Source organism: Endozoicomonas numazuensis (genome assembly GCF_000722635.1).
Taxonomy (GTDB): Bacteria; Pseudomonadota; Gammaproteobacteria; order Pseudomonadales; family Endozoicomonadaceae; genus Endozoicomonas_A; species Endozoicomonas_A numazuensis.
Genome location: NZ_JOKH01000001.1, coordinates 306721 through 327296, shown reverse-complemented (window position 1 = coordinate 327296; position 20576 = coordinate 306721). Strand labels below are relative to the sequence as shown.

The 20576-nt window shown below is 47.1% G+C and carries 19 protein-coding genes; 4 read left to right on the top strand and 15 right to left on the bottom strand.

Annotation, left to right across the window (positions count from 1 at the left end):
- Positions 1 to 19: 19 nt before the first annotated feature.
- From GZ78_RS01370 to GZ78_RS01330, 9 genes are all read right to left on the bottom strand, one after another.
- Positions 20 to 517, bottom strand: coding sequence for a gamma-glutamylcyclotransferase family protein (locus GZ78_RS01370; protein WP_034832165.1), 498 nt, complete (start codon positions 515 to 517; stop codon positions 20 to 22).
- Positions 514 to 1029, bottom strand: coding sequence for a hypothetical protein (locus GZ78_RS01365; protein ID WP_034832163.1), 516 nt, complete (start codon positions 1027 to 1029; stop codon positions 514 to 516). The genes GZ78_RS01370 and GZ78_RS01365 overlap by 4 nt, the downstream gene beginning before the upstream one ends.
- A gap of 12 nt (positions 1030 to 1041) precedes the next feature.
- Positions 1042 to 1503: a GNAT family N-acetyltransferase gene (locus GZ78_RS01360; RefSeq protein WP_034832161.1), complete on the bottom strand. Its 462-nt coding sequence runs from the start codon at positions 1501 to 1503 to the stop codon at positions 1042 to 1044.
- Positions 1504 to 1569: 66 nt separating this feature from the next.
- Positions 1570 to 2052, bottom strand: coding sequence for a hypothetical protein (locus GZ78_RS01355; RefSeq protein WP_034832160.1), 483 nt, complete (start codon positions 2050 to 2052; stop codon positions 1570 to 1572).
- Positions 2053 to 2149: 97 nt separating this feature from the next.
- Positions 2150 to 2461 (bottom strand): cupin domain-containing protein, encoded by a 312-nt coding sequence (locus GZ78_RS01350; protein ID WP_034832158.1) that lies wholly within the window; start codon positions 2459 to 2461, stop codon positions 2150 to 2152.
- A 492-nt stretch (positions 2462 to 2953) separates the two neighbouring features.
- Positions 2954 to 3580, bottom strand: a complete 627-nt coding sequence (locus GZ78_RS01345; protein WP_034832156.1) for an NUDIX hydrolase — start codon at positions 3578 to 3580, stop codon at positions 2954 to 2956.
- Positions 3581 to 3642: 62 nt separating this feature from the next.
- Positions 3643 to 4701, bottom strand: a complete 1059-nt coding sequence (locus GZ78_RS01340) for an AI-2E family transporter (RefSeq protein WP_034832154.1) — start codon at positions 4699 to 4701, stop codon at positions 3643 to 3645.
- Positions 4702 to 4811: 110 nt separating this feature from the next.
- Positions 4812 to 5756, bottom strand: coding sequence for a hypothetical protein (locus GZ78_RS01335; protein ID WP_034832152.1), 945 nt, complete (start codon positions 5754 to 5756; stop codon positions 4812 to 4814).
- Positions 5757 to 5873: 117 nt separating this feature from the next.
- Positions 5874 to 7418 (bottom strand): carboxypeptidase M32, encoded by a 1545-nt coding sequence (locus GZ78_RS01330; RefSeq protein WP_236631463.1) that lies wholly within the window; start codon positions 7416 to 7418, stop codon positions 5874 to 5876.
- A 263-nt stretch (positions 7419 to 7681) separates the two neighbouring features.
- On the opposite strand from GZ78_RS01330, the gene GZ78_RS01325 reads away from it, so the two are divergent.
- The gene (locus GZ78_RS01325) at positions 7682 to 8641 is read left to right on the top strand and encodes a tetratricopeptide repeat protein (protein WP_236631462.1); all 960 of its coding nucleotides are present in this window, start codon (positions 7682 to 7684) and stop codon (positions 8639 to 8641) included.
- Positions 8642 to 8745: 104 nt separating this feature from the next.
- On the opposite strand, the gene GZ78_RS01320 is transcribed toward GZ78_RS01325, so the two are convergent.
- From GZ78_RS01320 to GZ78_RS01300, 5 genes are all read right to left on the bottom strand, one after another.
- A complete protein-coding gene (locus tag GZ78_RS01320) occupies positions 8746 to 9204 on the bottom strand; it encodes an Hsp20 family protein (RefSeq protein WP_034832148.1) in 459 nt (152 codons plus the stop codon).
- Positions 9205 to 9368: 164 nt separating this feature from the next.
- Positions 9369 to 10115, bottom strand: a complete 747-nt coding sequence (locus tag GZ78_RS01315; protein ID WP_034832147.1) for a sulfite exporter TauE/SafE family protein — start codon at positions 10113 to 10115, stop codon at positions 9369 to 9371.
- 11 nt (positions 10116 to 10126) lie between these two features.
- The gene (locus GZ78_RS01310) at positions 10127 to 10633 is read right to left on the bottom strand and encodes an 8-oxo-dGTP diphosphatase (protein WP_034832145.1); all 507 of its coding nucleotides are present in this window, start codon (positions 10631 to 10633) and stop codon (positions 10127 to 10129) included.
- 66 nt (positions 10634 to 10699) lie between these two features.
- Positions 10700 to 11371, bottom strand: a complete 672-nt coding sequence (locus GZ78_RS01305) for a metallophosphoesterase (RefSeq protein ID WP_034832143.1) — start codon at positions 11369 to 11371, stop codon at positions 10700 to 10702.
- 97 nt (positions 11372 to 11468) lie between these two features.
- A complete protein-coding gene (locus GZ78_RS01300; protein WP_034832142.1) occupies positions 11469 to 12824 on the bottom strand; it encodes a DUF6829 domain-containing protein in 1356 nt (451 codons plus the stop codon).
- 276 nt (positions 12825 to 13100) lie between these two features.
- Between GZ78_RS01300 and GZ78_RS27065 the strand changes: the two genes are divergently transcribed.
- Both GZ78_RS27065 and GZ78_RS01290 read left to right on the top strand, forming a co-directional pair.
- Positions 13101 to 15344: an opioid growth factor receptor-related protein gene (locus GZ78_RS27065; protein WP_161787279.1), complete on the top strand. Its 2244-nt coding sequence runs from the start codon at positions 13101 to 13103 to the stop codon at positions 15342 to 15344.
- A gap of 341 nt (positions 15345 to 15685) precedes the next feature.
- Complete coding sequence (locus tag GZ78_RS01290) at positions 15686 to 16111, top strand: YybH family protein (RefSeq protein ID WP_034832140.1); 426 nt, start codon at positions 15686 to 15688, stop codon at positions 16109 to 16111.
- 330 nt (positions 16112 to 16441) lie between these two features.
- On the opposite strand, the gene GZ78_RS01285 is transcribed toward GZ78_RS01290, so the two are convergent.
- On the bottom strand, positions 16442 to 17965 hold the full coding sequence (locus GZ78_RS01285; protein WP_201772671.1) for an FMN-binding glutamate synthase family protein: 1524 nt from the start codon (positions 17963 to 17965) through the stop codon (positions 16442 to 16444).
- Between the two features lie 236 nt (positions 17966 to 18201).
- On the opposite strand from GZ78_RS01285, the gene GZ78_RS01280 reads away from it, so the two are divergent.
- On the top strand, positions 18202 to 20526 hold the full coding sequence (locus GZ78_RS01280; protein WP_152558486.1) for a hypothetical protein: 2325 nt from the start codon (positions 18202 to 18204) through the stop codon (positions 20524 to 20526).
- The last annotated feature ends 50 nt before the right edge of the window (positions 20527 to 20576 follow it).

Here is a 20576-nt window from a genome sequence, read left to right as displayed (position 1 = left end):
CCTCTATTCTACGAAGAATTCAGGAAGGCTGTCTGTGAATGGCTCGTTCTTTTTGAGCTCTCTCTGCCAACGGATCTTCCCAGGTATTGATGCTTTCTAAGCGACAAATATAACTTTCAGGCAACTGAGCTTCCTTAGCGCCTACCAGTACATGTTGCAAATACCAGTCATAGGGGAGCAATAACTCATTGACCAGCAACGCACAATAGGTGAAGGCAGGTATGGATTCTTGCTTATCGTTGAGCAGCTGAACCTGTTTTTCTGCGTAGCCAATGCCAAGCCCTTCGTACTGATCAAGCAAAGCCTTTTCTTCCTCGGCAATATCAAACAGGCAGCCATAAATACGACAGTCATCGCCGGTATAGAAGGCGTCGCATTTGGCAGAGCCATCTTTACTGGCTTTGTGAAAACGCAGGTCATGAGCTTCCAGATAGAAAATGCCAAGCCGTTGAGCAGAAGGTACCCTGTTTTTCAGACGGGCCAGTGACATATTTGAGCCGTAGGCAAAATAATTCATAAAGCATCTTTACTCTGAGCCACTGGGAAGTCACCGGGTTCAATAATCATTATTTTGTCGAAGCCTTCTGACAGAGTAGGGGGGTCGAGTTGCTCGTATACGCTCCTGAGAGCATGCTCTGGTACCATTTCATCAACCTGGCGTTGGCTATTGTGATTCAAGGCATGCTCCAGTGGTGTCTTAATCCAGACGGCGACAATATATTCCGCATGTAAACGGGCTACAGAGAGGGCACGGATTCGATGTTTTCTGGCAGGTAATGCCGCATCAAAGTAGACACAGGGCAGATGGGGTTTATGTCTGTTGATCCAAGTGGTTTTGCCGCCCCCCTGAACCCCGAAAACAATATAAACAATGGCATTGCCATTTTGATCAGAGAGAACCTTTTCAAAATCAGAGTAAGCTTGTTCCCACGCTTTCTGGCTGCGTTCTGGTGTCCAGAACCGACCCTGTTCAGTCTGAAGATAATGGTCGGGGTTAATATGAGCCAGTTTGTGACGATCTTTCTGCATAAGTCTCAAGAATCAATGTTTAAAATACGTCATGGGCATGAATCGGACACCTTTCACATTACCTTCTGGTCCGGTGGTCTTAAACCCCTGGTGCTGATAAAAACCGACTGCATTGATCGAGGCGCGCAGCGACAGGCTATCTCCTTCTATATGTTCCAGCAGGTGATTCAATAAGATCTTACCAATCCCCTTGTTCTGGCTGCTTTTATCCACAAAAAGCGTGGTCATGTAGTTTTTGTCTCTGAGTGCCGCAACACCAATAATTCGGTTCTCTTCAATGGCTTTGACCGTATAGAAACGATCAGTGTTAAAAATAGTCCGGGTATCCTTGAGGATAGTATTGCTGAAAGTCTCTCTGCCTTCATCGGAAAACAGGGGGAAAATATCTTGCTCTGAGGTGTTTCTCACCAGAGACACTATTTCATCAAAATCCCCTGGGCTGACCGGTTCTATAATCCGTTGTTTATCAGACATGGTAAAAGTTCTTATTGTTCTGAGAGCAGGAAATACCCGGTTTTCCTGCTCTTTATGAAGAAAGGTTCAGCTACGTTTGCACTCGAGGACTTCCTCGCTGTCTCCAGCCTTGATGGCAATGGTACTTTGAGTCAGCTTGGTGATCAGTGACGTTTCCGGGACATTCATGGGAATCATGTCTTTAAGGTTGATGAACTGATCGAACTGGGGATCGGTCAGGTTTTTAATGTCCAGTTCGGTGACTGTCTCTGTCAATTTTGAACCATCGAGTTTCCAGGTACCTGCTCCGGTAATGGTGTATTCAAGATCCGGTATATTGAGGTTACCAAAGCTCAGCTTCATTGAACCTTCACTTTTCGAGCGGCCATCCTTCAGGTATTTCTCAGTGCTGATGTAATGCATTTTCCCCTGTTCCATAGCTACAGAAGCCTCACATGCCCAGATACCCACCAGGTTCTCCTGGGTGATCGCTACAGGTGATTCAGCATTGGCAGCCAGAGTTGCACAGGCCAGGGATAAGGAGAGAAGTGTCTTTTTTATTGTTTTCATTGTGTTTAGTTTCTTTTCTGAGCAAATGCTTTCATGGACGAATGAGAAGAGCTGGGAACAGCAACTAACTAATTGTGGCATGGTATAAATGGCAGTTCTATAGACTACCTTCATGCTCAATCACCAATACTCTTGAAGGAGTAGAGGGGTGTGCAACGTGTTCAGTGCCTTTTGAGGCAAAGAAAATATCGCCAGGATATAGAATGGTACTCTTCTCAAGATTATTTTCTTTGTACTTCATCTCAACTTCGCCATCAATGACTACAAATACTTCTTCCCCATCATTGATATGCCACTTGTAGGGAGTATCAGTCCAGTGTAAACGCGTTGTTACCCCCTTCATGTTTGCTATATCCATTGCGTCCCAAGACCTGTTGGGTCTGAATTGTTTACCTCGTATTATTTTCATTTGTTTGTAGCCTTGCTTGAATAATTGTTAAATCTTTTTATTTTGTCTGTTGGTTATCTTTTTCTTATGTCAAATCAGACCACCACTTTTGATGAGGCTAAATAGGCGAAAGCTTAAAGCCTTCTGATAATCTGTAGCCAATTCTGGCTTCATCATGAACTGGATTCTCTGAAACCGAGAGATCATTGATAGGGCGATAGATTGTTTACAGGTAAACAGAGTGCTTTTTTGCCAACTCTTTTTCCGGGATGGATTGATGTGTTCTCAGAGAGTTTTGAGATAGAAGAGGTGGCCTGATTTCTACATAAAATGGTTGGTACTCTCATTTCGGCAGGAGTATCTAAGACTGCAGGCTATAGATTCTGGCACGCTACCGCCTGAGAGTTTGACTGTTTTTTAAACAGTCGGGCCTGGCTCCATGGCGTGATATCAGCATCCTGCTTTTAAACGACATATTACTACTAATATTTGAATGCTGGTAGGTGTTATTACTTACTTGTCGAATTCTGTGGGCAGGTCCCTGTTTTCATGGTGCTGCTTTAATAATGAGATGTCTGAAGCAATAGTTCTTCCCTGGGACAGAGGGGGAAGCTGGTCCAACTCAAAAAAATCGACTTCTGATATTTCTATGTTGGCCGTGGGGGTTCCGCCCTTCAGTTCACATAGAAACAGCATTTTGATCAGGTGGTGGGGGTTTCTGGGGTGGTAAGGGTGTTTGTGAACATCTCGGACAGCGACCAGTTTTTGGGCTTTGACAATGTATCCTGACTCTTCCAGGGCTTCCCGCTCTGCTCCCAGAGCAGGTGATTCGCAGACATCGGCCCAGCCACCGGGTAAGGCCCAGCAATCATCAGAACGTTCTTTGATCAGCAGAATGCGACCTTCCTGGAAAACCCCGGCCCTAATATCCAGCTTGGGTGTGGTATAGCCCGTTTCGGGAAGAAAGTAGTCATCTACTTTTTCGGTGGGAGCACCTGTTAGCTGTGCCGTCATCTCATGGGCAATGTTCTGGAGCTGATGGTAACGCTCCAGGTCAAATCCACCGTCGGTGTAAGTAATTCCGTTCTGGGCAATAGCCCTAATCTGTTCAGCCCAGTCTATCCATGGGTTTTTCTGCATAGTCTTTGCCTGTCCAGTGATGAGTCTGTTTACTTTAATACAGAGTCGGCAGGCACTCTGTATTATTTTGCCTGTTCCGCTTCGACTTCCGCTTTCGGGCGACCAGAACCCAACAGGGCAGCAAATCTTCGGCTACTGGGGGACGATTCCAATAGAATTTTTATGCTGATAGTCAGGGGGACAGAGAGCAGCATTCCAATAGGCCCCAGTAACCAGCCCCAAATCAACAATGACAAAAAAACAACCATGGGGGAAAGGCCGAGCCCCTTACCCAACACCCGGGGTTCAAGAATATTGCCAATCACCATATTGATCGCAAAATAGCCAGCTGAAACAAACACCGCCTCTGAAAAACCCAGCTGCAGCAAAGTAATTAGAATGCCAGGGATAGCCGCTAGTATGGAGCCAATGTTGGGAATAAAATTAAGGGCAAAGGCTAGAATACCGCCCAGCAGGTAAAGGTTTACGCCTTGTGACCACAGCAGCAGAGCGACCAGGACACCAGTGAGCAAACTAATGGCCGTTTTCAGGGCAACATAACGGTTGACCGAGGACACAAATCTTTCTAGATCTTTCAGTTGTTGATCCGGATTGGACATGGAGCGAACCAGCTTGTTTCTGAGCAGGGGAGCCTCAGCCAACATGAAAATGACCGTCAGAAAGATAAGGAAGACATAACTGGTAGCACTGCCCATATGGGTCAGCATGGACGTTAAAAAGCCAAACAGGGATGAAGTATCCAGGGGCTCAGCCATCGATTTCAGGTCCAGGTTAATATTGCGCTGTGCCAGTTTGTCACTGATCTGGTGGATAATATCGATCGTTTGCTGTTTATACCCGGGCAGGGCTCTGGCAAAGTCCTGCAAGGCACTGCCAATGGTGGCCACAATCATCAGTATCACGATGATAAGCACTGAAACAATCACCAGAATACCCAGCACTCTGGGAATATGCAGTCGGCTCAAGGCATTAATCGCCGGGTTCAGGAGGATAGCCAGAAAGTAGGAAAACAACAGGGGAGAGAGTATTTCACTGCCCAGGCGGATACCGGCAAGAATGATCACCAGTGAGGCGGCTACGACTAAGTAACGGCCACTGTTCTGTAATTCGGTTAGTTGCATGGTAGCGGTTGCTGGCTGTTATTTTGTAGAGGGTGGGGTTGCAATGTTGAACAGGTTACACCGACTTTCCCTGCGTGTCGTATGAATTTTAAATCTGAACGGTTAACCGCTCAAAGTGCTTGAAGTGGAATAGCAGGTTGTACGACATTACCGGGGCTGGACTTGGATGCACTCCGGCAGACACAAAAGAGTGCAACGGCCAGGGCAATATCAATAACAATATAAACCAGTGCGATACCGGCAATGGTTATGGTCGCCGTTGTGGTAGAAATATAAGGATCCTGATAGGAAACAGGTGGAATAGTGGCATTGGTGAAATTGCCGTATTCATCGGTCACATGATTTATGGATCGAACCAGTCTTTGCTGGGGAACGTTATAGTCGGGAGGATCATCCAGCAAGTCACTCAGACATGCCGCACCTTTGTCATCATCGCATTCATTTTCCAATAGACTCAGATATTGCTGGATCTCGGTGGTTCGAGAATCACGCTTATGGATTGAGTGGATATCGACTGACTCGCGATCCTTCAGCCGGTATTCAAAAGCGTTGCCGTGATTATCGGTCACCGTGACCTGGGTTATACCGTTTGTTTCGGAGACATCAGTCAGAGTCAGGGTGTAATACTGCTGCAGTTGATCCAGATCTACCTGTTTACCGTCCAGCTGTTCTGTCAGAAAAGACAGCGTGGTTTTTTCCAGATACCTTTGTTGGATTTTAAAGCCGGATTCCAGAAAATTGAGAAGTGCTTGCGTCTGTTGCTCGTCCAGATCTTCAGCCTCCGAGTCATGAGGTTGGAAACTGTTCTCGCCTTGTTTAAGAGAAATATAGGGTGTGCTTTCGAGTTGAACCGCTTCGGGAGTTTTTATCCAGTTAAGCTGTAACTGCCATTGTAAATGCTCACCGTCGGGTGTGAGGAGCTTAACCGCAGGAGGCAGGCCTGGATTGAGCGGTTTCTGCACGCGAACCAGAAAGCTGGGCTGAGCCTGAACAATGACATGAAAGCTGAAAAGTAATGAAAAACAGATGCCTGACACCAGCTGTCGAAATGACACAACCTTTACCTGAATCTTTTTAAACTTTCATAAAGGTAGCTAATGCCAGACGGCTGTCCAGTAACCCTGAACCCGACTTCAGTGTATGCAGGTTCGGGTTACTGAGACGGTGTGCTCTTAGTCGTTCAGGTAACGGTTCAGAATATGCTGTTTGAAGTGATCTGCATTCAATGGCTCTCCGGTGGCTGTCGTATACAACTCATGGGTTTCCAGTTTGCAGCCTTGTTGCCAGATATTTTCTGTTAACCAACTGAATACCGGCTCCAGATCACCGCTTGCGATACGACTTTCTACATCAGGTAATTGTCGTTTAACAGCGGAAAACTGTTGGGCTGCATACATGGCACCCAGGGTATAGCTGGGGAAGTAGCCAAAGGCTCCCATAGGCCAGTGGATGTCTTGCATACAGCCTATGCTGTGATTTTTACCGGTAGATAAACCCAGGTAAGCCTGCATTTTTTCATCCCAGACCTGAGGCAGGTCATCGACCAGAAGATCCCCTTCAATCAGTGCTTTTTCGATCTCATAGCGCAAGATGACATGCATGGGGTAGCTGATTTCATCGGCATCTACCCGGATAAAGCCTGGTTTGACCCGGTTATAAATTTTCTCAAGATTGGTCTGACTAAAACGATCATTTTTCTGTCCACCGGCAAGGTGTTTAACGATCAATGGTCTGATTAGCTGAAGAAAAGCAGGACTGCGGCCCAGTTGCATTTCAAAAAACAGGCTTTGTCCTTCATGAACGCCCATGGATCGGTATGAGCCCAGAGGCAAGCTTCTCAGGTCTTCAGGTAAGTTCTGGTTGTAGCGGGCATGGCCTGTTTCGTGGATAGTGCCCATCAGAGACTCCACAAAATCTTCCTCGTTATAGCGAGTCGTGAGCCGCACATCTTCCGGTACACCTCCACAGAATGGATGGACACTGACGTCCAGCCGGCCATGGTTGAAGTCAAACCCCAGCAGTTTCATGACATCCAGCCCCAGGGCTTTCTGATTTTCTGTGGAGTAGTGGCCCTGACTGGCAATCAGAGAATCATTTTTCTGTTGTTCAACCACTGTTTGCAGGGTTTCAGGCAGCCAGCTTTTAAGGTTACCAAACAGCACATCCAGCTCGCTGGACGTCATGCCTGGCTCATAGAGTTCCAGCATGGCATCGTAATCCTGAGCACCCGAAGCGGCAGAACGAATACTGGCTTCTTCCTGAGCGAGCTTAACGACTTCTTTCAGGTTTTCGGAAAAGTCTTTCCAGTTATTTTCAGGACGCTGGGTTCGCCAGGCATGTTCACACTTCGAATTGGCCAGAGATTGGGCTTTAACGAGGTCTGCTGGCATAACAGAAGCTTTTCTCCAGCTTCGTTCCATTTCCCGGATCGAACTCTGTGTTATCGAGTCATCAGCACTTTCCCGTGCTTCTTTGATCCAATGACCTACCTGTTCTTCTGTCAGCAATTCATGCATGAGGCTGGACAGTTCAGCAAGTGCTTCTGAACGTGCCTGGTTACCCCCGGAAGGCATCATGGCAGATTGATCCCATTGGGTAATGGCTGAAAGGTGTTGAAAACGATAAAGCTTGTTGAAACGTTCTATCAGTTGATTGTAAGCCTGGTGCATAGTTTCGGTTCCATGGTTTTGGTTATTGTTACGGTCCAGGTTTTGCATGGGACCCTTCTGGCCTTCATTGAAAGCCCTGGGTAGCAGGTCTTCCGGCTTTTGGCCATAGGCAGAATGAAGCATCATCCAGTGGCGTATGGGATTATCCTATACTAGTACTCCATTTCCTGTCGGCCTTTCATTGTAGCGGTGAGTTATTAGTCTGAATATGACTTTTCATCCAGGTTGAATGGAAGGGACTCTCTGGGTCGGTTGATCGTTTTCTGAAAGCTGAAAATAGCCCTGATTGAAGTGAGATGGAGTTTGAGTTCATGCCAAAACCGTTGTTCCTGACTGGTGTAGATTTTTGGTTTTGCCAATTTAAAGTAAGATGTTTTGTACTGTTGTGTGTTGTTCTTTTTACGCAATCTTCGGTGAGTCAGTTGCAGGTGTCCGATGAAGAACCGGTTATCTGCCAAAAGCTGAAGCCTCCTAAAAACAAGCCTGAACAGTTAGTAGACTGGTTGCTGAAAAATGGTCATCGTCTTAAGCACGAAGGCTGCTGGAAGAGTCATATCAGTCTTGGAACACGGGGGATGGAAGAAGCGGCTAAGCAGTCTCGCTTTCTGGATCGAGCCCGGATTGCCCTGAATCTCTCTTCCAGTTATTTTTGTCTGGGCGATTACGATAGCTGTCGCAAACTGGCTGAGGAAGCGAGCCACTATGCCCGTGAACATAAAGACTGGAAAGAATACATTACCAGTCTTTATCTGCTCTCAGGAGTGTCCAGGGCTCAAGGTCGAAAGGAGGCCGTTTACTATGCCGAGAAAGGCATGGAAGAGTTACAGAAACACCAGCCAGATGACCACTATCTTAAAGCCAAAATTCTGTACAACCTGGGTGGGGCGCTCAGTGATCTGGAAGAACCTGATCTGGATCGTGCTAGAGCGGCCATGATGGAGTCTCATTCACTTTATCATGGACTCAAAAACCAGTACGAAATTGTCCGCTCGGGTTTAAGGCTGGCAAGAATCGATTATCTGAAAGGCAACTACATCAGTGCCCTGGCTGTTATTCAATCTGTGGAAGTTCATCTTGAGAGACCCCGTTCGCGAATGCTTTATCACTATATGATGGCGAAAATTCTTCATCGCATGAAAAAGTGGGGTAGGGCCAGAACCGAAGCCTTGGAGTCTCTGGCATGGGCAGATCGTTTAAAGGCCAAAGTCGATGAGGAAAGGACACGAACCTTGTTAGATGCGATTGATAATAAGACTTTTGTTAAAGACTAAGTGATCAGTCCGTTTTTGATAAACGACGCAGCTGGATTGTTATCGCACAAAAAGGGAGCAAGCCTTATGGCGAGCTCCCTTTTTGTCTATGGACGGTTTATCTCTCAGGCAGACTCAGCATCCAGCAATTTCTGTTTGGCAATATTGATCTTTCTTGGCTTCATGGCCTCAGGGATTTCTCGTTCCAGCTCAATATGCAGCAGTCCGTTATCCATACTGGCTCCCGTCACCTTGACGTAGTCTGCCAGCTGGAAGCGGCGCTCAAAGTTACGCTCGGCAATACCTTGATAGAGGTATTTTCGCTCAGGTCCAGAGGTCTCTTTTTTACTCTGGATCAGCAGTACATTGTCACGGGTTTCTATATCCAGCTCTTCTTCGGAAAAACCGGCTATTGCCATGGTGATACGATACCGGTTGTCGTCCAGTAATTCGATGTTGTAAGGCGGGTAAGTGTTCTGTTTTGCCTGCTGGGTTCCGGTCATGTTCTCAAGCATGTGAGCCACACGATCAAAGCCGATAGCGGAACGGTACAGGGGGGTGAAGTCTAAATCGATAGTACGCATTATCATATCCTCTCAAGAGCAATATGCAGTCTTAATGACCTCTCTGGCGAGCAGGTCGTGTTCAGTGACGATCCTCATTTGAGCCATCGTCGTATTTATAGATAGGGGCGTATTTTGTGTTTCCAACCCCTGTACCAAAAAACATTCAGAGTTTTCCAGAATAGTTAGAGAACATCGCTAAGGAGCTTTACTCCTGTAAGGAAAAGGCTGATGTACAGAATCTTGTAAAAAAAGTCGGTTGAGACCGTTTTAACCATCTTCATTCCAAGCCAGACACTCAGCGGGCAAACAGGCAGTAATAGAAATGACAGCATGAGGTTATTTGTGGTGAATTGACCCAAGGCGGCATAGGCCGGCAGCTTTACCAGGTTGAGAACACCGAAAAAAAGAGCCATGGTGCCCGCCAGAAATTCCTTCTCCATCTTCAGTGGAAGCATATAAACACTCAGGGGAGGGCCTCCGGAGTGAATGCCGAAGCTGGTAAAACCACTGATAGCAGACCAGAAGATACCTGCCCCTTTGCCTGGTTTGTGAGGAGGGTGAAAGTAGTGGCCAAACCATTGGTTCAGGCAGAATAAAATAGCAATGACGCCAATTATGCTTCTGATTGTCTGTTCACTCAGAGAGGCAAAAACCATCAGGCCCAGAAATACACCGAACAGACCCGGGAAGAGGATAATCTTAAATACGGACCAGTCGATGCTCTGCCGCCAGCCCCAAATGGCGAATCCGTCCATCACTAACAGGAGAGGTAGAAGAATGGCAGCCGCCTGAACCGGAGGCATAGTCAGCGACATCATGGGCACAGCAATCATGCCCAGAGCGTTGCCCATACCCCCTTTGCCCAGTCCGGTAATGATGACCGCAGGGATAGCCGTCACATAGAAGGACAATTCGGGAAATGACAACATGGTAAGTGTCGTCAGGTGAGGAGTTCGATTTCGTAATCCAGCATTGTGTCCTTGTCGAACAGGTAGCGACCAATGAAATTCTTTTTCTTTAGCAGCAGAGGCAGCCAGCAGCGATCATCTTCCCACATTTCGTCATAGGGAATGTCGTTTATGTGGAACCACAGGGGAATGGCTTCGTCGGTTTCTTCTGCAATGCCGTCATAATCGGAAGCTGCAAAAGCGTATACATGAATGGAGTAACCGTCGACAAACTGGAACAGACATTCACCATGAAAGGCCATATTGAGAGGGGTTATTTTCAATTCTTCCTGAACCTCTCGAACAGCACACTCAAGCGTTGTTTCACCCTCTTCAAGGCGGCCTCCAGGCCCATTGATTTTGCCGGCTCCCAGCCCCCTTTTCTTACGAATTAAAAGAATATGGTCTTCTTTAATGACGAACGTCAGGGTGGCAGGGTCCTGGGCTTTCCAGTTTTCCCAGTCAATGTCGGACAGTGTTCTGGCGGCTATAGGCTGCATATCAGGCTCTGCTTGATCGATACCACAAAGATTCCAGTATAAGGCAGAGAAGAATGAGGTCGGGTATTAATTTTTATTGAGTTGTGACAGGGGAAGCAGAGTCAGGTCATTGGACTTGAACGCTCCGGTATCAATAAAGTGGGTATTACCCAGGGTTAGAGGATCTTCGACAATGGTGTGACCACAAATAATATGGTCCACACCTTCCACCCGGTCTGTGTTTCCGGTTTGTACTTTTGTTCTTGACCACATCAGCAGTCGGGTCAGCTCAGAATCGTTGGCAATACTGTCCGGGTCCCACTGTTTTAGCGGGTATTCGGCATGACAGATAGCGGCATTGCTGCCATTTATCTGTTCAACAAGGATCAGGAAAGGGAGAGTATCTACCCAGTTGGCATATTCCAGCATTTTTTCAGTAGACACTTGAAGGTGCCATTGGCCGCCATTCAAGACCCAGTCAGCCAGTATGGCTGATGACTCAGGGTTTCGGGCAATGGTTCTAAGCGTGTCTTCATGATTGCCGCAAACGGGGTGAAACCAGGGTTCATGAATGAGGGTCAGGCATTCTGGAGATTGAGGGCCACGGTCGATCAGGTCTCCAACACTGAAACAGCGATCTATTTCAAAATTGAAATCCACACTGTCCAGTTTTTCGAACAGCAAATCGTACATCCCGTGAAGGTCACCGATTGCGAAATCCCTTCCTGACAAATTGGCTTTGAAGGTTTGGAGAAACATGATGGCTCCTTTGAGTCCTTTGCAGTCCTTTGCAGTCCTTTGCAGCCCTTTGCTTCTGGAGATTTAAGGCTCCTGTCAGATACGGATGCCGGTACAGTTATTTCAGAGTTGCCAGACCTGTTTTTGAATCGACCTGTATCATAGGTTTTGCTGACTTGAGCAATGCCCGAACCTGTTTGTCATTGGCCAGAACCCGGAATGACAGGGGGGTATTTTCAGACAGCTCGCCTGCTTTTCTTGCCTTGGCAGCAGTATCCAAAGCGTTCAGATAAAACGGCAGAACCTTTTCTACTGTTTCGGTCAGGTTGCTGATAAGCAAAGTGTTTGCAAACAACGCAGGTGCATAGGTTGGAGTGGCATAGACAGTGGTCTGAAGCTGAGACTGAACATGATTGATCCAGCGTTTTTGCTGCTCCCCGGGTAGTTTTCTGAATGCTTGCAATAATTGGCTGCCTTTTTCCGGAGTAAACAGTCTCATCATGGCTGCTAATGCCCCCAGTGCCTGAATCTCTGGGGTGGAAAGGCTTTTATAATCTGAAAGCTTCAACCAGCGGGCTCGTTCAATCAGGTAAGACGGAACAGGGTTGAAATCGGGGTCTTTCAGCAGACGGTCCAGTTCTGTTTTGATCTGGTTCATAGCCCGGAAAGTGTTCTCAGTCAGATACAGTGAACCTTTGGCGCTGACATGGCCCCTGAAACCGGCAATATTATCCACCCAATAGGCATACCAGAGATTAAGATCCTGAAGCTTCAGCTGGCCACTGCGAAAACCTTCTTTCAGTCTGGTGTACATATTGAGAGAGCCTTCGTTGTACATCATATGACGCAGATGGCTGTCTGGCAGAAAAACAATAGTAAACTTGCGACCGTCAGAGTGATATTTGCTGGCTACTTCTTTTGCCAGTGGGTAAATACTGGTGGCCTTTTCTGCCGTGACCGAGAGGAACTGGGTACTGTCTTCCGGAAGCTTTTCTCCCAGTACTATAGAAGCCCGCTCTCTGGCTGTGGGCGACATTGTGACAGCACTGATCAAGGCTGCAGCAGAGAGAGTATCGTAAGATTCATCGTCCAGCCCGCGAATTAATTCTGATAACTGATTGAAGTGCTGCTGGCTTAATACAGCTATATCCAGATCTTTTTGGGGCAGGATAAAGGCATCGTAAGCCTCTTCTGAGCCGGACCGAAGTAGTTGCAGGGAGTACAGGCGAGACAAAGCCCTGAGTATTTCTCGATGAATACCGGACGGCAATCTGTCTGCCGACATCTCGGGCGTGAAATTGGGGTTGTCCATGGCCCAGCTGAGTTGCTCGATCTGGCTGCTGGTGATCTTCAGGTCTTTGCCGTAGGTAATACGGGCGTACTCTCTGATCAGGTTCACTGCTTCGCTGGCTTGTGTGTTCAAACCCGGCAGAATAAGCAGTAACAGGAATAGTGTTTTTACCAGTGTTTTCATGACTGAAAGGGCGGTTGGCTAAATGCCTAAGCATAGCAACCGTTAAGAAATCTGCTGTGATTGGGCTTTCGATCGTTCATTTAGCATGGTCATTTGGCATGGCTTTTATTATGAATGATAAATATAGGGCTATATTGACCATTCAGAGCTCGCTGGTCGAAACAAAATGTCTTACATCAATTGTATTTCCTATCCGAAATGAAAACTTTCCTGTGCAGTTTCGTTCTTTGCATCAGTTTTTTAGGTAACTTTGGTTACGGATCAGAGCGGTATCAGTTGCCCGATGGTGTCTATGAGTATGATGAAATGGGCAGTCATTACTGGCAGGGTGCAACTCTGGGCGGCTTCAACAGCTATCAAACCTCTATTGCAGGCAGTTATCTGGAGTCATTGCAGATACTTATTCCTGCCGTGGTGGTAATGAGCAGGGTATCCAAACATGTGCCATACGCAGGTGTGACGATTTCTTTGAGCTCATTGGGACTGGCAGTCGCTGACTATGTGAGTGTAGTGTGGGAAGGTTGGAGTCTGGCAGCCAACAAGCATAAATCCCATGACTTGATCTATCCCATTCCCTTTAAAGGCAAAGATCGTCCACCTTTGTTAATACTGCTAGTGGTTAACGCATTTGGCCCACATTATGAGATTTACTCCTTGTGGAAAGAGGAAGCCGATGAAAAATATAAAAATGATGAATATCTGCAACTGGCAAAAAGCCTGACAAGGTACGGTCTTTCTCTGAAGCTTTCGGTTCGTGAGGTATCGGGTCATGGCGAGTCTTCCCGCTTGTTGCCGTCTGCCCGCTTGTTGCCGTCTGAAAGTTTCCTCGATATTTCGCTGATCGATACGAAGCAGAATTTTGAGCATTACCAAACCTTCACAGCCAGCTCTCCTTTGCCCTGGCTGGATACCCATCTTCCAAGCCCGGATGAAAATATTACCGGAGACCGATATCAGTCCGCTCTGGAACCGAAATGGATTGAGCACATAACATTATGGATGGAAGAAAATCATGAGATTCTGGCGAACAAAAGTCTGGTGCTGACCAATGAATTTCCGGGGCCAGAGCTTTTCGATGATCTGGGCTGGGAGATGAACGACAGTCGTGAGGTCGACATTGGCAGCGATGGGTGTCTGACTGTTTCCTTTGGCAGTCATTCCCTGAGTTTTGATCAGAATCTCAAGGGGCCGGAGGAGGTGTCTTGTCTGTCAATTTCACAATCCAACAACACTTCAATGGCTCTTTATCATCACGAAGCGTATAACCAGTATCAGACTCAAGCGACTTTTTTCCGGGATAAAGTCGTTAAAAAAGCGGTAGCATCTGCCGTTTCATTCTCTGCTGGCTGGGCGCTTTACCACCTTTTCAAACCTTCTCCCCGGGTTGTACTGGTTGGCGAGCAGCCTGCCTTGACCGGAAGACAACCTCAGGCTGTATTGCCTGCTGCCCTTGGAGTAGGCTCAGGTGTTGTGGTGGTACATGGGACTGATACTGTTCCTGTAATATTGCCTGTACCTGTGGTGGCTGCCCTGCAGCCTCTCCAGACATTCGGCCAGAAGAATGAACCTCCAGTTACCCCACATTTTGATCTTGTTCGTCAGAGTCAGGGTGGAGATCCGCCTCTGAAAGAACCCGGGAATGAGATAGCACCTGGCTCAAAAGAACCTGTGGGTGGTGTAGCGAAGCCCTTTAAGGTGGTGCCTACGGCTACTGTTACACCCTCTAAAGCTGTAACTGCGACCGTAAAAGCTACAGCAAAGCCAACACCAAGGGTTACACCCACTCCTGTCCGGCAACTCGCAGCACAGGCTCGCGGTTCATACCCGTTCAAGCAATCACTTCTGAAAGAGCGGCCCAGAAGAGAGGCCCTCCCCAATAATCTGGTTCGGAAAGACTTTCCGGTTTTTGCTCATGACGAAACCAAAATTTATCCGGGTCAGACAGTGGCGTTGAAAGATGTTCTCGATGGAAACCTGGCCACAGTGATCGGCCCGGAACCTGGTTTTGGATCTGCGGCAAGAGCTCGCTTCTTACATGAAAGACTGCAATTTGTACTGGAAAAAGAACACAGCTATATCCAGCAGCTATTCCCTATCTGGGACAATAAATCCACCCCAAATCCTAAGGCACCGCTGCTGACGAAAAGGATGATTGAGAATATTCAGAGCGATCCGGTTTTGTTGCAAAAAGTCACCGCCCATATCGATATGATGATCGACTTCTGGGGGCTGCGAAGGATAGGAGATACCTTTGAGGTTGTGCATGGATTAGACAACCGTCATAAAAAATGGACTCAAGCGGATCATAATTTGAGACGGGTTACGAGGTTGATTACTTTCCTGGCCTCTGTTGGGTTCAAGACAGCTGCTCAAAATCTTGAGAAAACCATGAATGGTTATCGGAGAAGCGCAAATACTTTTTGGAGCAAGGCGCTCTCGGAACATATGAGGCACACAGACAAGGATCTATTCCTGAGGGATTATGGAGATGGAGTCCGGTCATTTGGGCCCAATTCATAAAACGCAGATCTTTAGCCAGTTTGGGGTGTACCTCTGCTGGAAATATTAAACTTTTTCAGGTATTGGAAAAGCTGCTTTTCTTTTGCAGTAGGACTTTTGCGTTCTACCGGTGGTTAGCAAATTTTGCTCTGGCAGGGCTTACAGCCTTGATGCAGTGATCATGAATTTAAGTTGAGACTCGACAGAAGGCTATAAGTTTACTGTTTAAGCCATCAGAACATCGGCTGGCGAGAGCTTTTGAGTTGGGCTGGAAAGATTCCGTCAAGAAACCTTGATTGACTCTACCTATACTTTTATATGAACATCTCATGAACAGGGCACTATTCAGGAGGGGAATCGACATGGCGGACTCTAGGGAGACCATCCGATCATTGTTTGATCTGCAGGCTGAAAACTACAGCCGCCAGAACAGTGCAGGCATGCTGGATCATTATGCACCGGAAGAAGATCTGCTGTTCTGGAGCTCCGAAGGTGCTCAGATCAGCGGTCATGATGCCCTGAAGGTTTGGTATGAAACGCTCTTTAATCAGTTTGAAATTCTCTCGGTCAAATACCGTATAGAGTCGGCCTGGGAAGGAGCCGGACAGATTTCCTGCAGTACTACCTGGCAATTTGAAACTCGCTTGAAGGAAGTAGAGGGGGCTGTAGTGGAACTTCAGTCTCTAAGAGCGACTCATGTTTTGCAGCAATATCAGGGTGAGTGGAAAATTGCCCATATCCACTCTTCTCCCATTGGTCAGGCATCAGCTGACTTTCCTACCAGCTAATACCAATCGTATTTTCTAACTACGCTATTGCGCTGGTGATCTGAACGCCAGCCCTGCGTTGGAACTCCTCGCAATAGCTGGCTATTACTCGTCGTTCTGCCGTCCAGTTTGGCATGCTCATTACGGTAGTTAGAAAGCACGATTGGTATATACCCATCGCCTTTCAAGATGCTACGTTGTTGCCAGCGTTCGCTCACTCTGATCACCTACTACTTGTAGGCTCACAGGGCTTCGCTCACTTGTCGCCTGGTAGCATCTTGAAATCCAATGGGTATAACAGCGTCTGATAGCAGGTCGGTGACCTATCACTTTTCTGCTATTTTTCTGTTTTTACTGCTCTTTTTTCGGATAAGGGTGTAGTTTATCCAATGAAATAGATTGCCCATTCTCCATCACCTGCCTGGCATGGTAACGGCGTAGCTTTCGTGGCTCATCCACGCCGCAGGAATGAGCGATCAGCTCAATATCATGGACCAGATTTTCGTGGTAACTGGCCACTCTCTCTGCTTTATCTTTAGGGACCAGTCCGCGTTGCAGTTTCTGAATGTGAGTTGTGATGCCGGTAGGGCAAGTGTTTTTGTTGCACTGCAAGGCCTGTATACAACCTAGCGCCAGCATGAAGCCTCTGGCAGACACCATAAAGTCAGCTCCCATGCACAGTGCCCAGGCCGCATCGGAAGGATTGATCAGTTTTCCGGAGCAGATCAGTCGAATGCGCTTTCGCAGGCCTTTTTCCATCAGCAGGTTATGAACAAAAGGCAGACTTTCGCTTAACGGTAAGCCAACATCATCCATTAACGCCATGGGGGCCGCACCAGTACCGCCGTCGCAACTGTCGATGGTCAGAAAATCAGGTGCTGACTCTGGCCCTCTTTTCTTAATTTCATCACACAGGTCATAAAGCCAGTTGTCTGCACCGAGCACAAACTTGAGGCCCACCGGTTTACCCGTAACGGTTCTGATTCTATCGATCATGTCCAGCAGGTCACCGGTAGAATTGATTTCCGGATGTCTATTGGGGCTGATAGAGTCCTCACCCATAGGTATCAGTCTGATCTTTGAAATCTCTTCCGTCACTTTGGCTGCAGGCAAAATGCCACCCTTGCCGGGTTTGGCTCCCTGACTCAACTTGATTTCAAACATGCGCACCTGCTCATGAGCAGCCACTTCTCTTAAACGGTTATCATCCAGGTTCCCTTGCTCGTCTCTCACACCATATTTCGCCGTACCTATCTGGAAGACAATGTCACAGCCTCCTTCCAGGTGGTAAGGAGAGAGTCCACCTTCTCCGGTGTTGTACCAACAGCCAGCCATTCGGGCCCCATTCGAAAGAGCCTGAACAGCAGGAACGGAAAGAGCGCCGAAACTCATGCCGGAAATATTGAAAATAGACGCAGGGCGATAAGGTTTTTCACAATGAGGTCCGACCAATACGCTGGCCGTTTCCTTGGCGTCTTCTGACAGAGTTGGGTATGGACAGTTCAGAAAGAGCACAGAGCCCCGTTCACGAATCGGTTTGCTGGAACCAAAGGCGACAGTGCGGTCGACATTTTTTGCAGCACGGTAGACCCATGATCGCTGAGCTCGGTTGAAAGGCATTTCTTCGCGGTCACCGGCAAAGAAATACTGGCGAAAGAACTCACCGACATGCTCAAAAAAGTATCGGAACCGGCCAATGACCGGGTAGTTTCTGCGGATGGTATGGCTGGTTTGATGTTTGTCGGCCAGATACATGAAGAGGATGGCTACAAACCCCATGCCTAGAAGAAAAATAAACAGCGAGGCCATGATTTGCAGGATGGCCGTAATGAAAGCTACAAATTCATGATCGAGCAGCTCCATGCTCATACTCATATCCATACTCAGAGTCCTTTGTTAGATTGCGGTAATTGAGTCTTCTGTCGGCAGAAGCGGTTATGACATCAGGGTTTATTTTTCTAAACGAGTATATCGGTAGCTATGTTTCAAGGCTTCTTCTGAGATAGTCCTATGCATTTTTGTCAGAAGCTCTTACAGGTTGGTTAGTCATATCAGGAACATTATTCCGCACACGAAGTCACAGGATGAGTAACTATAAAAAGGACTTAAACATGATCCCTTCTAATGACGCTGGTAATAAACCTCTTGAGTGTTTTCAGGGGGCTTTAGCTGATGATAAACAGAAAAGCGCTAACAAAAAAAAATCAAAGAAAGGTAAGAAAACGTACACAGCTCCAAAAGGTGCTTCAGTTGCCTGCCCATCTGGAGCATCGAAGTCCATTCCCCAAAAGCCAACATCTCCGGAAATGATGCCGCATCAGACTAGCATCGAAAAAAAAATGCTTGATAGAGATACACAACTAGAGCAAGGAAAGTTAGAGAGTAAACTTTCTCTGGATGAAAAAAGGTTTCGCGTTCCAAAAGACAGCGGTTCAGAACAAAGACGAGTAATCAGTCGTGGCAATCCCTCAGAAAAAGCACACATGGTTGATAAGGCAATGAAGAGTGTAGTCATGACGCTACAGCTTGATGATTTGGTGGACAGGGGCAGAGCACTGGATCAGCAGATGAAACAGTGTAAAGCTATTGGAGAGAAACTGCCATTGCACAAGAAGCCAGAACTGAGAGACCAGGCTTTACAGTTGATCAAGGATTATGAGCAGTACTTGTCAGAGAACCCGCATGAAGCACAGTCTCTTGCTGTATTGAAGCGCGAAGCGATTCAGTTTCATACAGGCAAGCATCAGATTATAAGACTGTCCATTTGTCATTTGAAATCACAAATGCTGCCCAGGGCTGAAGCTCTGGTTGAAGATATAAGGGCAAACGTCCAGAGTATTGATGTACCGAGCATTACGCCCTATATCAAGAAGTATCTGAATCCCTATGTCGTGCTCATGATTGAGCTGGAACAGCTTCGTAAACTGGTGACAATATACGGTATCGAAAAAGAAACGTTTCTGGAGCCCTGTCTGGATCATATGCAAAGGGTCTCTCATAGTTTGAACCTTTTCGCCAAACTGTTTGCCGATCTGATTCATTTTTGTCCATCAGAAACCAGTAAAACCCTCCTGCAGGAAATGTGTCGAAGGTCCATTAGCGTGGTTGATGATTGTTTGCCAGTCGCCTGGGGGGGCGTTGATTCTGAGTTAGCGAGGGAGTTTTGGCTGGATCGCCTGCACTATGTGGCGCTGGTTGACAGAGGTTATGACTTTCCTGCGGCCCTGGAAGGTGTAGATGTATGCTTTGTCCACTATAACACTGAAACCTGCCTTAAATTACTTGAACGAGTCGTTGCCATGGCTGCAAAGTTTTCGAGTGTGCTTGATGAGGGTCAAGGCAGTTACTTTGAGTTGAAAGTCGCCAGTGATGGTCTGAATGCCATTCAGACCAGTCTGGAAAATGGTTTTTTGAAAAACGTGATGGACGGTAAGCTGCCGGAAAATATTGACTCTGACGAAATAGCAGATAGTCGCTGTAGCCTGAAGAAGGCCATGTCTGTTCTGCAGATTTATCAAGACCGTGCCGAAAAAGCCAGACTCAGGGAAAAAGCGGAACTGGATGCATTTTTAAAGCAGATGAAGGAAGAAGGTGTAAGCAAACCAAGCATTTCAAGTACAACGCCACATAGCCAGATCTCTGGATATCAGGATGACGATTCTGGCGATGAAAAGCAGTCAGAGCCAGAAGTAAAGAGAAAAACAGATTCTGCTATTCGTTCTGATACTGTGGAGTCATCAATAGCCGAAGCTTCCCGTTTATTGATGGGGCGTGACCAGAATCCATCCAGAGCCTTGTTCCTGCTTCGTGAAGTACTCAAGCAGCCTCAGCTTTCTGCTGACCAAAAGCAGTCTGTTAAATTGGGGATCTGTGAGGCCTGTCTGGCAGACGGTAATGAGCGGCTCGGGAAGGTGATAGAGCACCGGAAACACGTTCAAACTTACGCCCGATGCCTTGAAAGTGGTCAGGTTATTTCGAGCCCGAATGATAAAGCTTTTGTTGCAGCCATTCAGGTGTTGCCCCAGCTGCAACAGGCACTTTTTGGCATATTAGAAAGAGCAACAGCCATCATTGATAGTTTCTCACTGCCTGATTCAGAAGGTGATTTAAGAACCAGCAGTGAAATGGTGTTGATGAGAATGACATCATTTCTTGCTACTTGTCAGGCACTGGTGAATTCTCAGGTGGATCTGGAAGAGTTGTTCAGAATGCGGGGCAGTTACATTAAAAGTCATTTGTCGAATACAAAAGCCCGGCCGGGATTACCGCTATTAACCGTCAACGACGTAAAGTACGTTTGTGAGGTGGATCGTGACTTTGACAATGCTTTAGAGAATTTGGAGAAAGCTGTGGAGCAATTACAGGGAGCTTTTCAGAGGACACTTAACTTTGATGAACACTTTCCACCGCTAACGCCCTATGGAGATAAAGGGTAGGTATTCAGTGGATTCAATCTGTTTCATTCCTTTTAGGAATAGTCCGTAAA

What these genes read in the sequence shown, in the direction of transcription:
- GZ78_RS01370 (WP_034832165.1), bottom strand. Translation starts at nt 517, where the DNA reads ATGAATTATTTTGCCTACGGCTCAAATATGTCACTGGCCCGTCTGAAA.
- GZ78_RS01365 (WP_034832163.1), bottom strand. Translation starts at nt 1,029, where the DNA reads ATGCAGAAAGATCGTCACAAACTGGCTCATATTAACCCCGACCATTAT.
- GZ78_RS01360 (WP_034832161.1), bottom strand. Translation starts at nt 1,503, where the DNA reads ATGTCTGATAAACAACGGATTATAGAACCGGTCAGCCCAGGGGATTTT.
- GZ78_RS01355 (WP_034832160.1), bottom strand. Translation starts at nt 2,052, where the DNA reads ATGAAAACAATAAAAAAGACACTTCTCTCCTTATCCCTGGCCTGTGCA.
- GZ78_RS01350 (WP_034832158.1), bottom strand. Translation starts at nt 2,461, where the DNA reads ATGAAAATAATACGAGGTAAACAATTCAGACCCAACAGGTCTTGGGAC.
- GZ78_RS01345 (WP_034832156.1), bottom strand. Translation starts at nt 3,580, where the DNA reads ATGCAGAAAAACCCATGGATAGACTGGGCTGAACAGATTAGGGCTATT.
- GZ78_RS01340 (WP_034832154.1), bottom strand. Translation starts at nt 4,701, where the DNA reads ATGCAACTAACCGAATTACAGAACAGTGGCCGTTACTTAGTCGTAGCC.
- GZ78_RS01330 (WP_236631463.1), bottom strand. Translation starts at nt 7,418, where the DNA reads ATGCAAAACCTGGACCGTAACAATAACCAAAACCATGGAACCGAAACT.
- GZ78_RS01325 (WP_236631462.1), top strand. Translation starts at nt 7,682, where the DNA reads ATGCCAAAACCGTTGTTCCTGACTGGTGTAGATTTTTGGTTTTGCCAA.
- GZ78_RS01320 (WP_034832148.1), bottom strand. Translation starts at nt 9,204, where the DNA reads ATGCGTACTATCGATTTAGACTTCACCCCCCTGTACCGTTCCGCTATC.
- GZ78_RS01315 (WP_034832147.1), bottom strand. Translation starts at nt 10,115, where the DNA reads ATGTTGTCATTTCCCGAATTGTCCTTCTATGTGACGGCTATCCCTGCG.
- GZ78_RS01310 (WP_034832145.1), bottom strand. Translation starts at nt 10,633, where the DNA reads ATGCAGCCTATAGCCGCCAGAACACTGTCCGACATTGACTGGGAAAAC.
- GZ78_RS01305 (WP_034832143.1), bottom strand. Translation starts at nt 11,371, where the DNA reads ATGTTTCTCCAAACCTTCAAAGCCAATTTGTCAGGAAGGGATTTCGCA.
- GZ78_RS01300 (WP_034832142.1), bottom strand. Translation starts at nt 12,824, where the DNA reads ATGAAAACACTGGTAAAAACACTATTCCTGTTACTGCTTATTCTGCCG.
- GZ78_RS01290 (WP_034832140.1), top strand. Translation starts at nt 15,686, where the DNA reads ATGGCGGACTCTAGGGAGACCATCCGATCATTGTTTGATCTGCAGGCT.
- GZ78_RS01285 (WP_201772671.1), bottom strand. Translation starts at nt 17,965, where the DNA reads ATGAGTATGAGCATGGAGCTGCTCGATCATGAATTTGTAGCTTTCATT.
- GZ78_RS01280 (WP_152558486.1), top strand. Translation starts at nt 18,202, where the DNA reads ATGATCCCTTCTAATGACGCTGGTAATAAACCTCTTGAGTGTTTTCAG.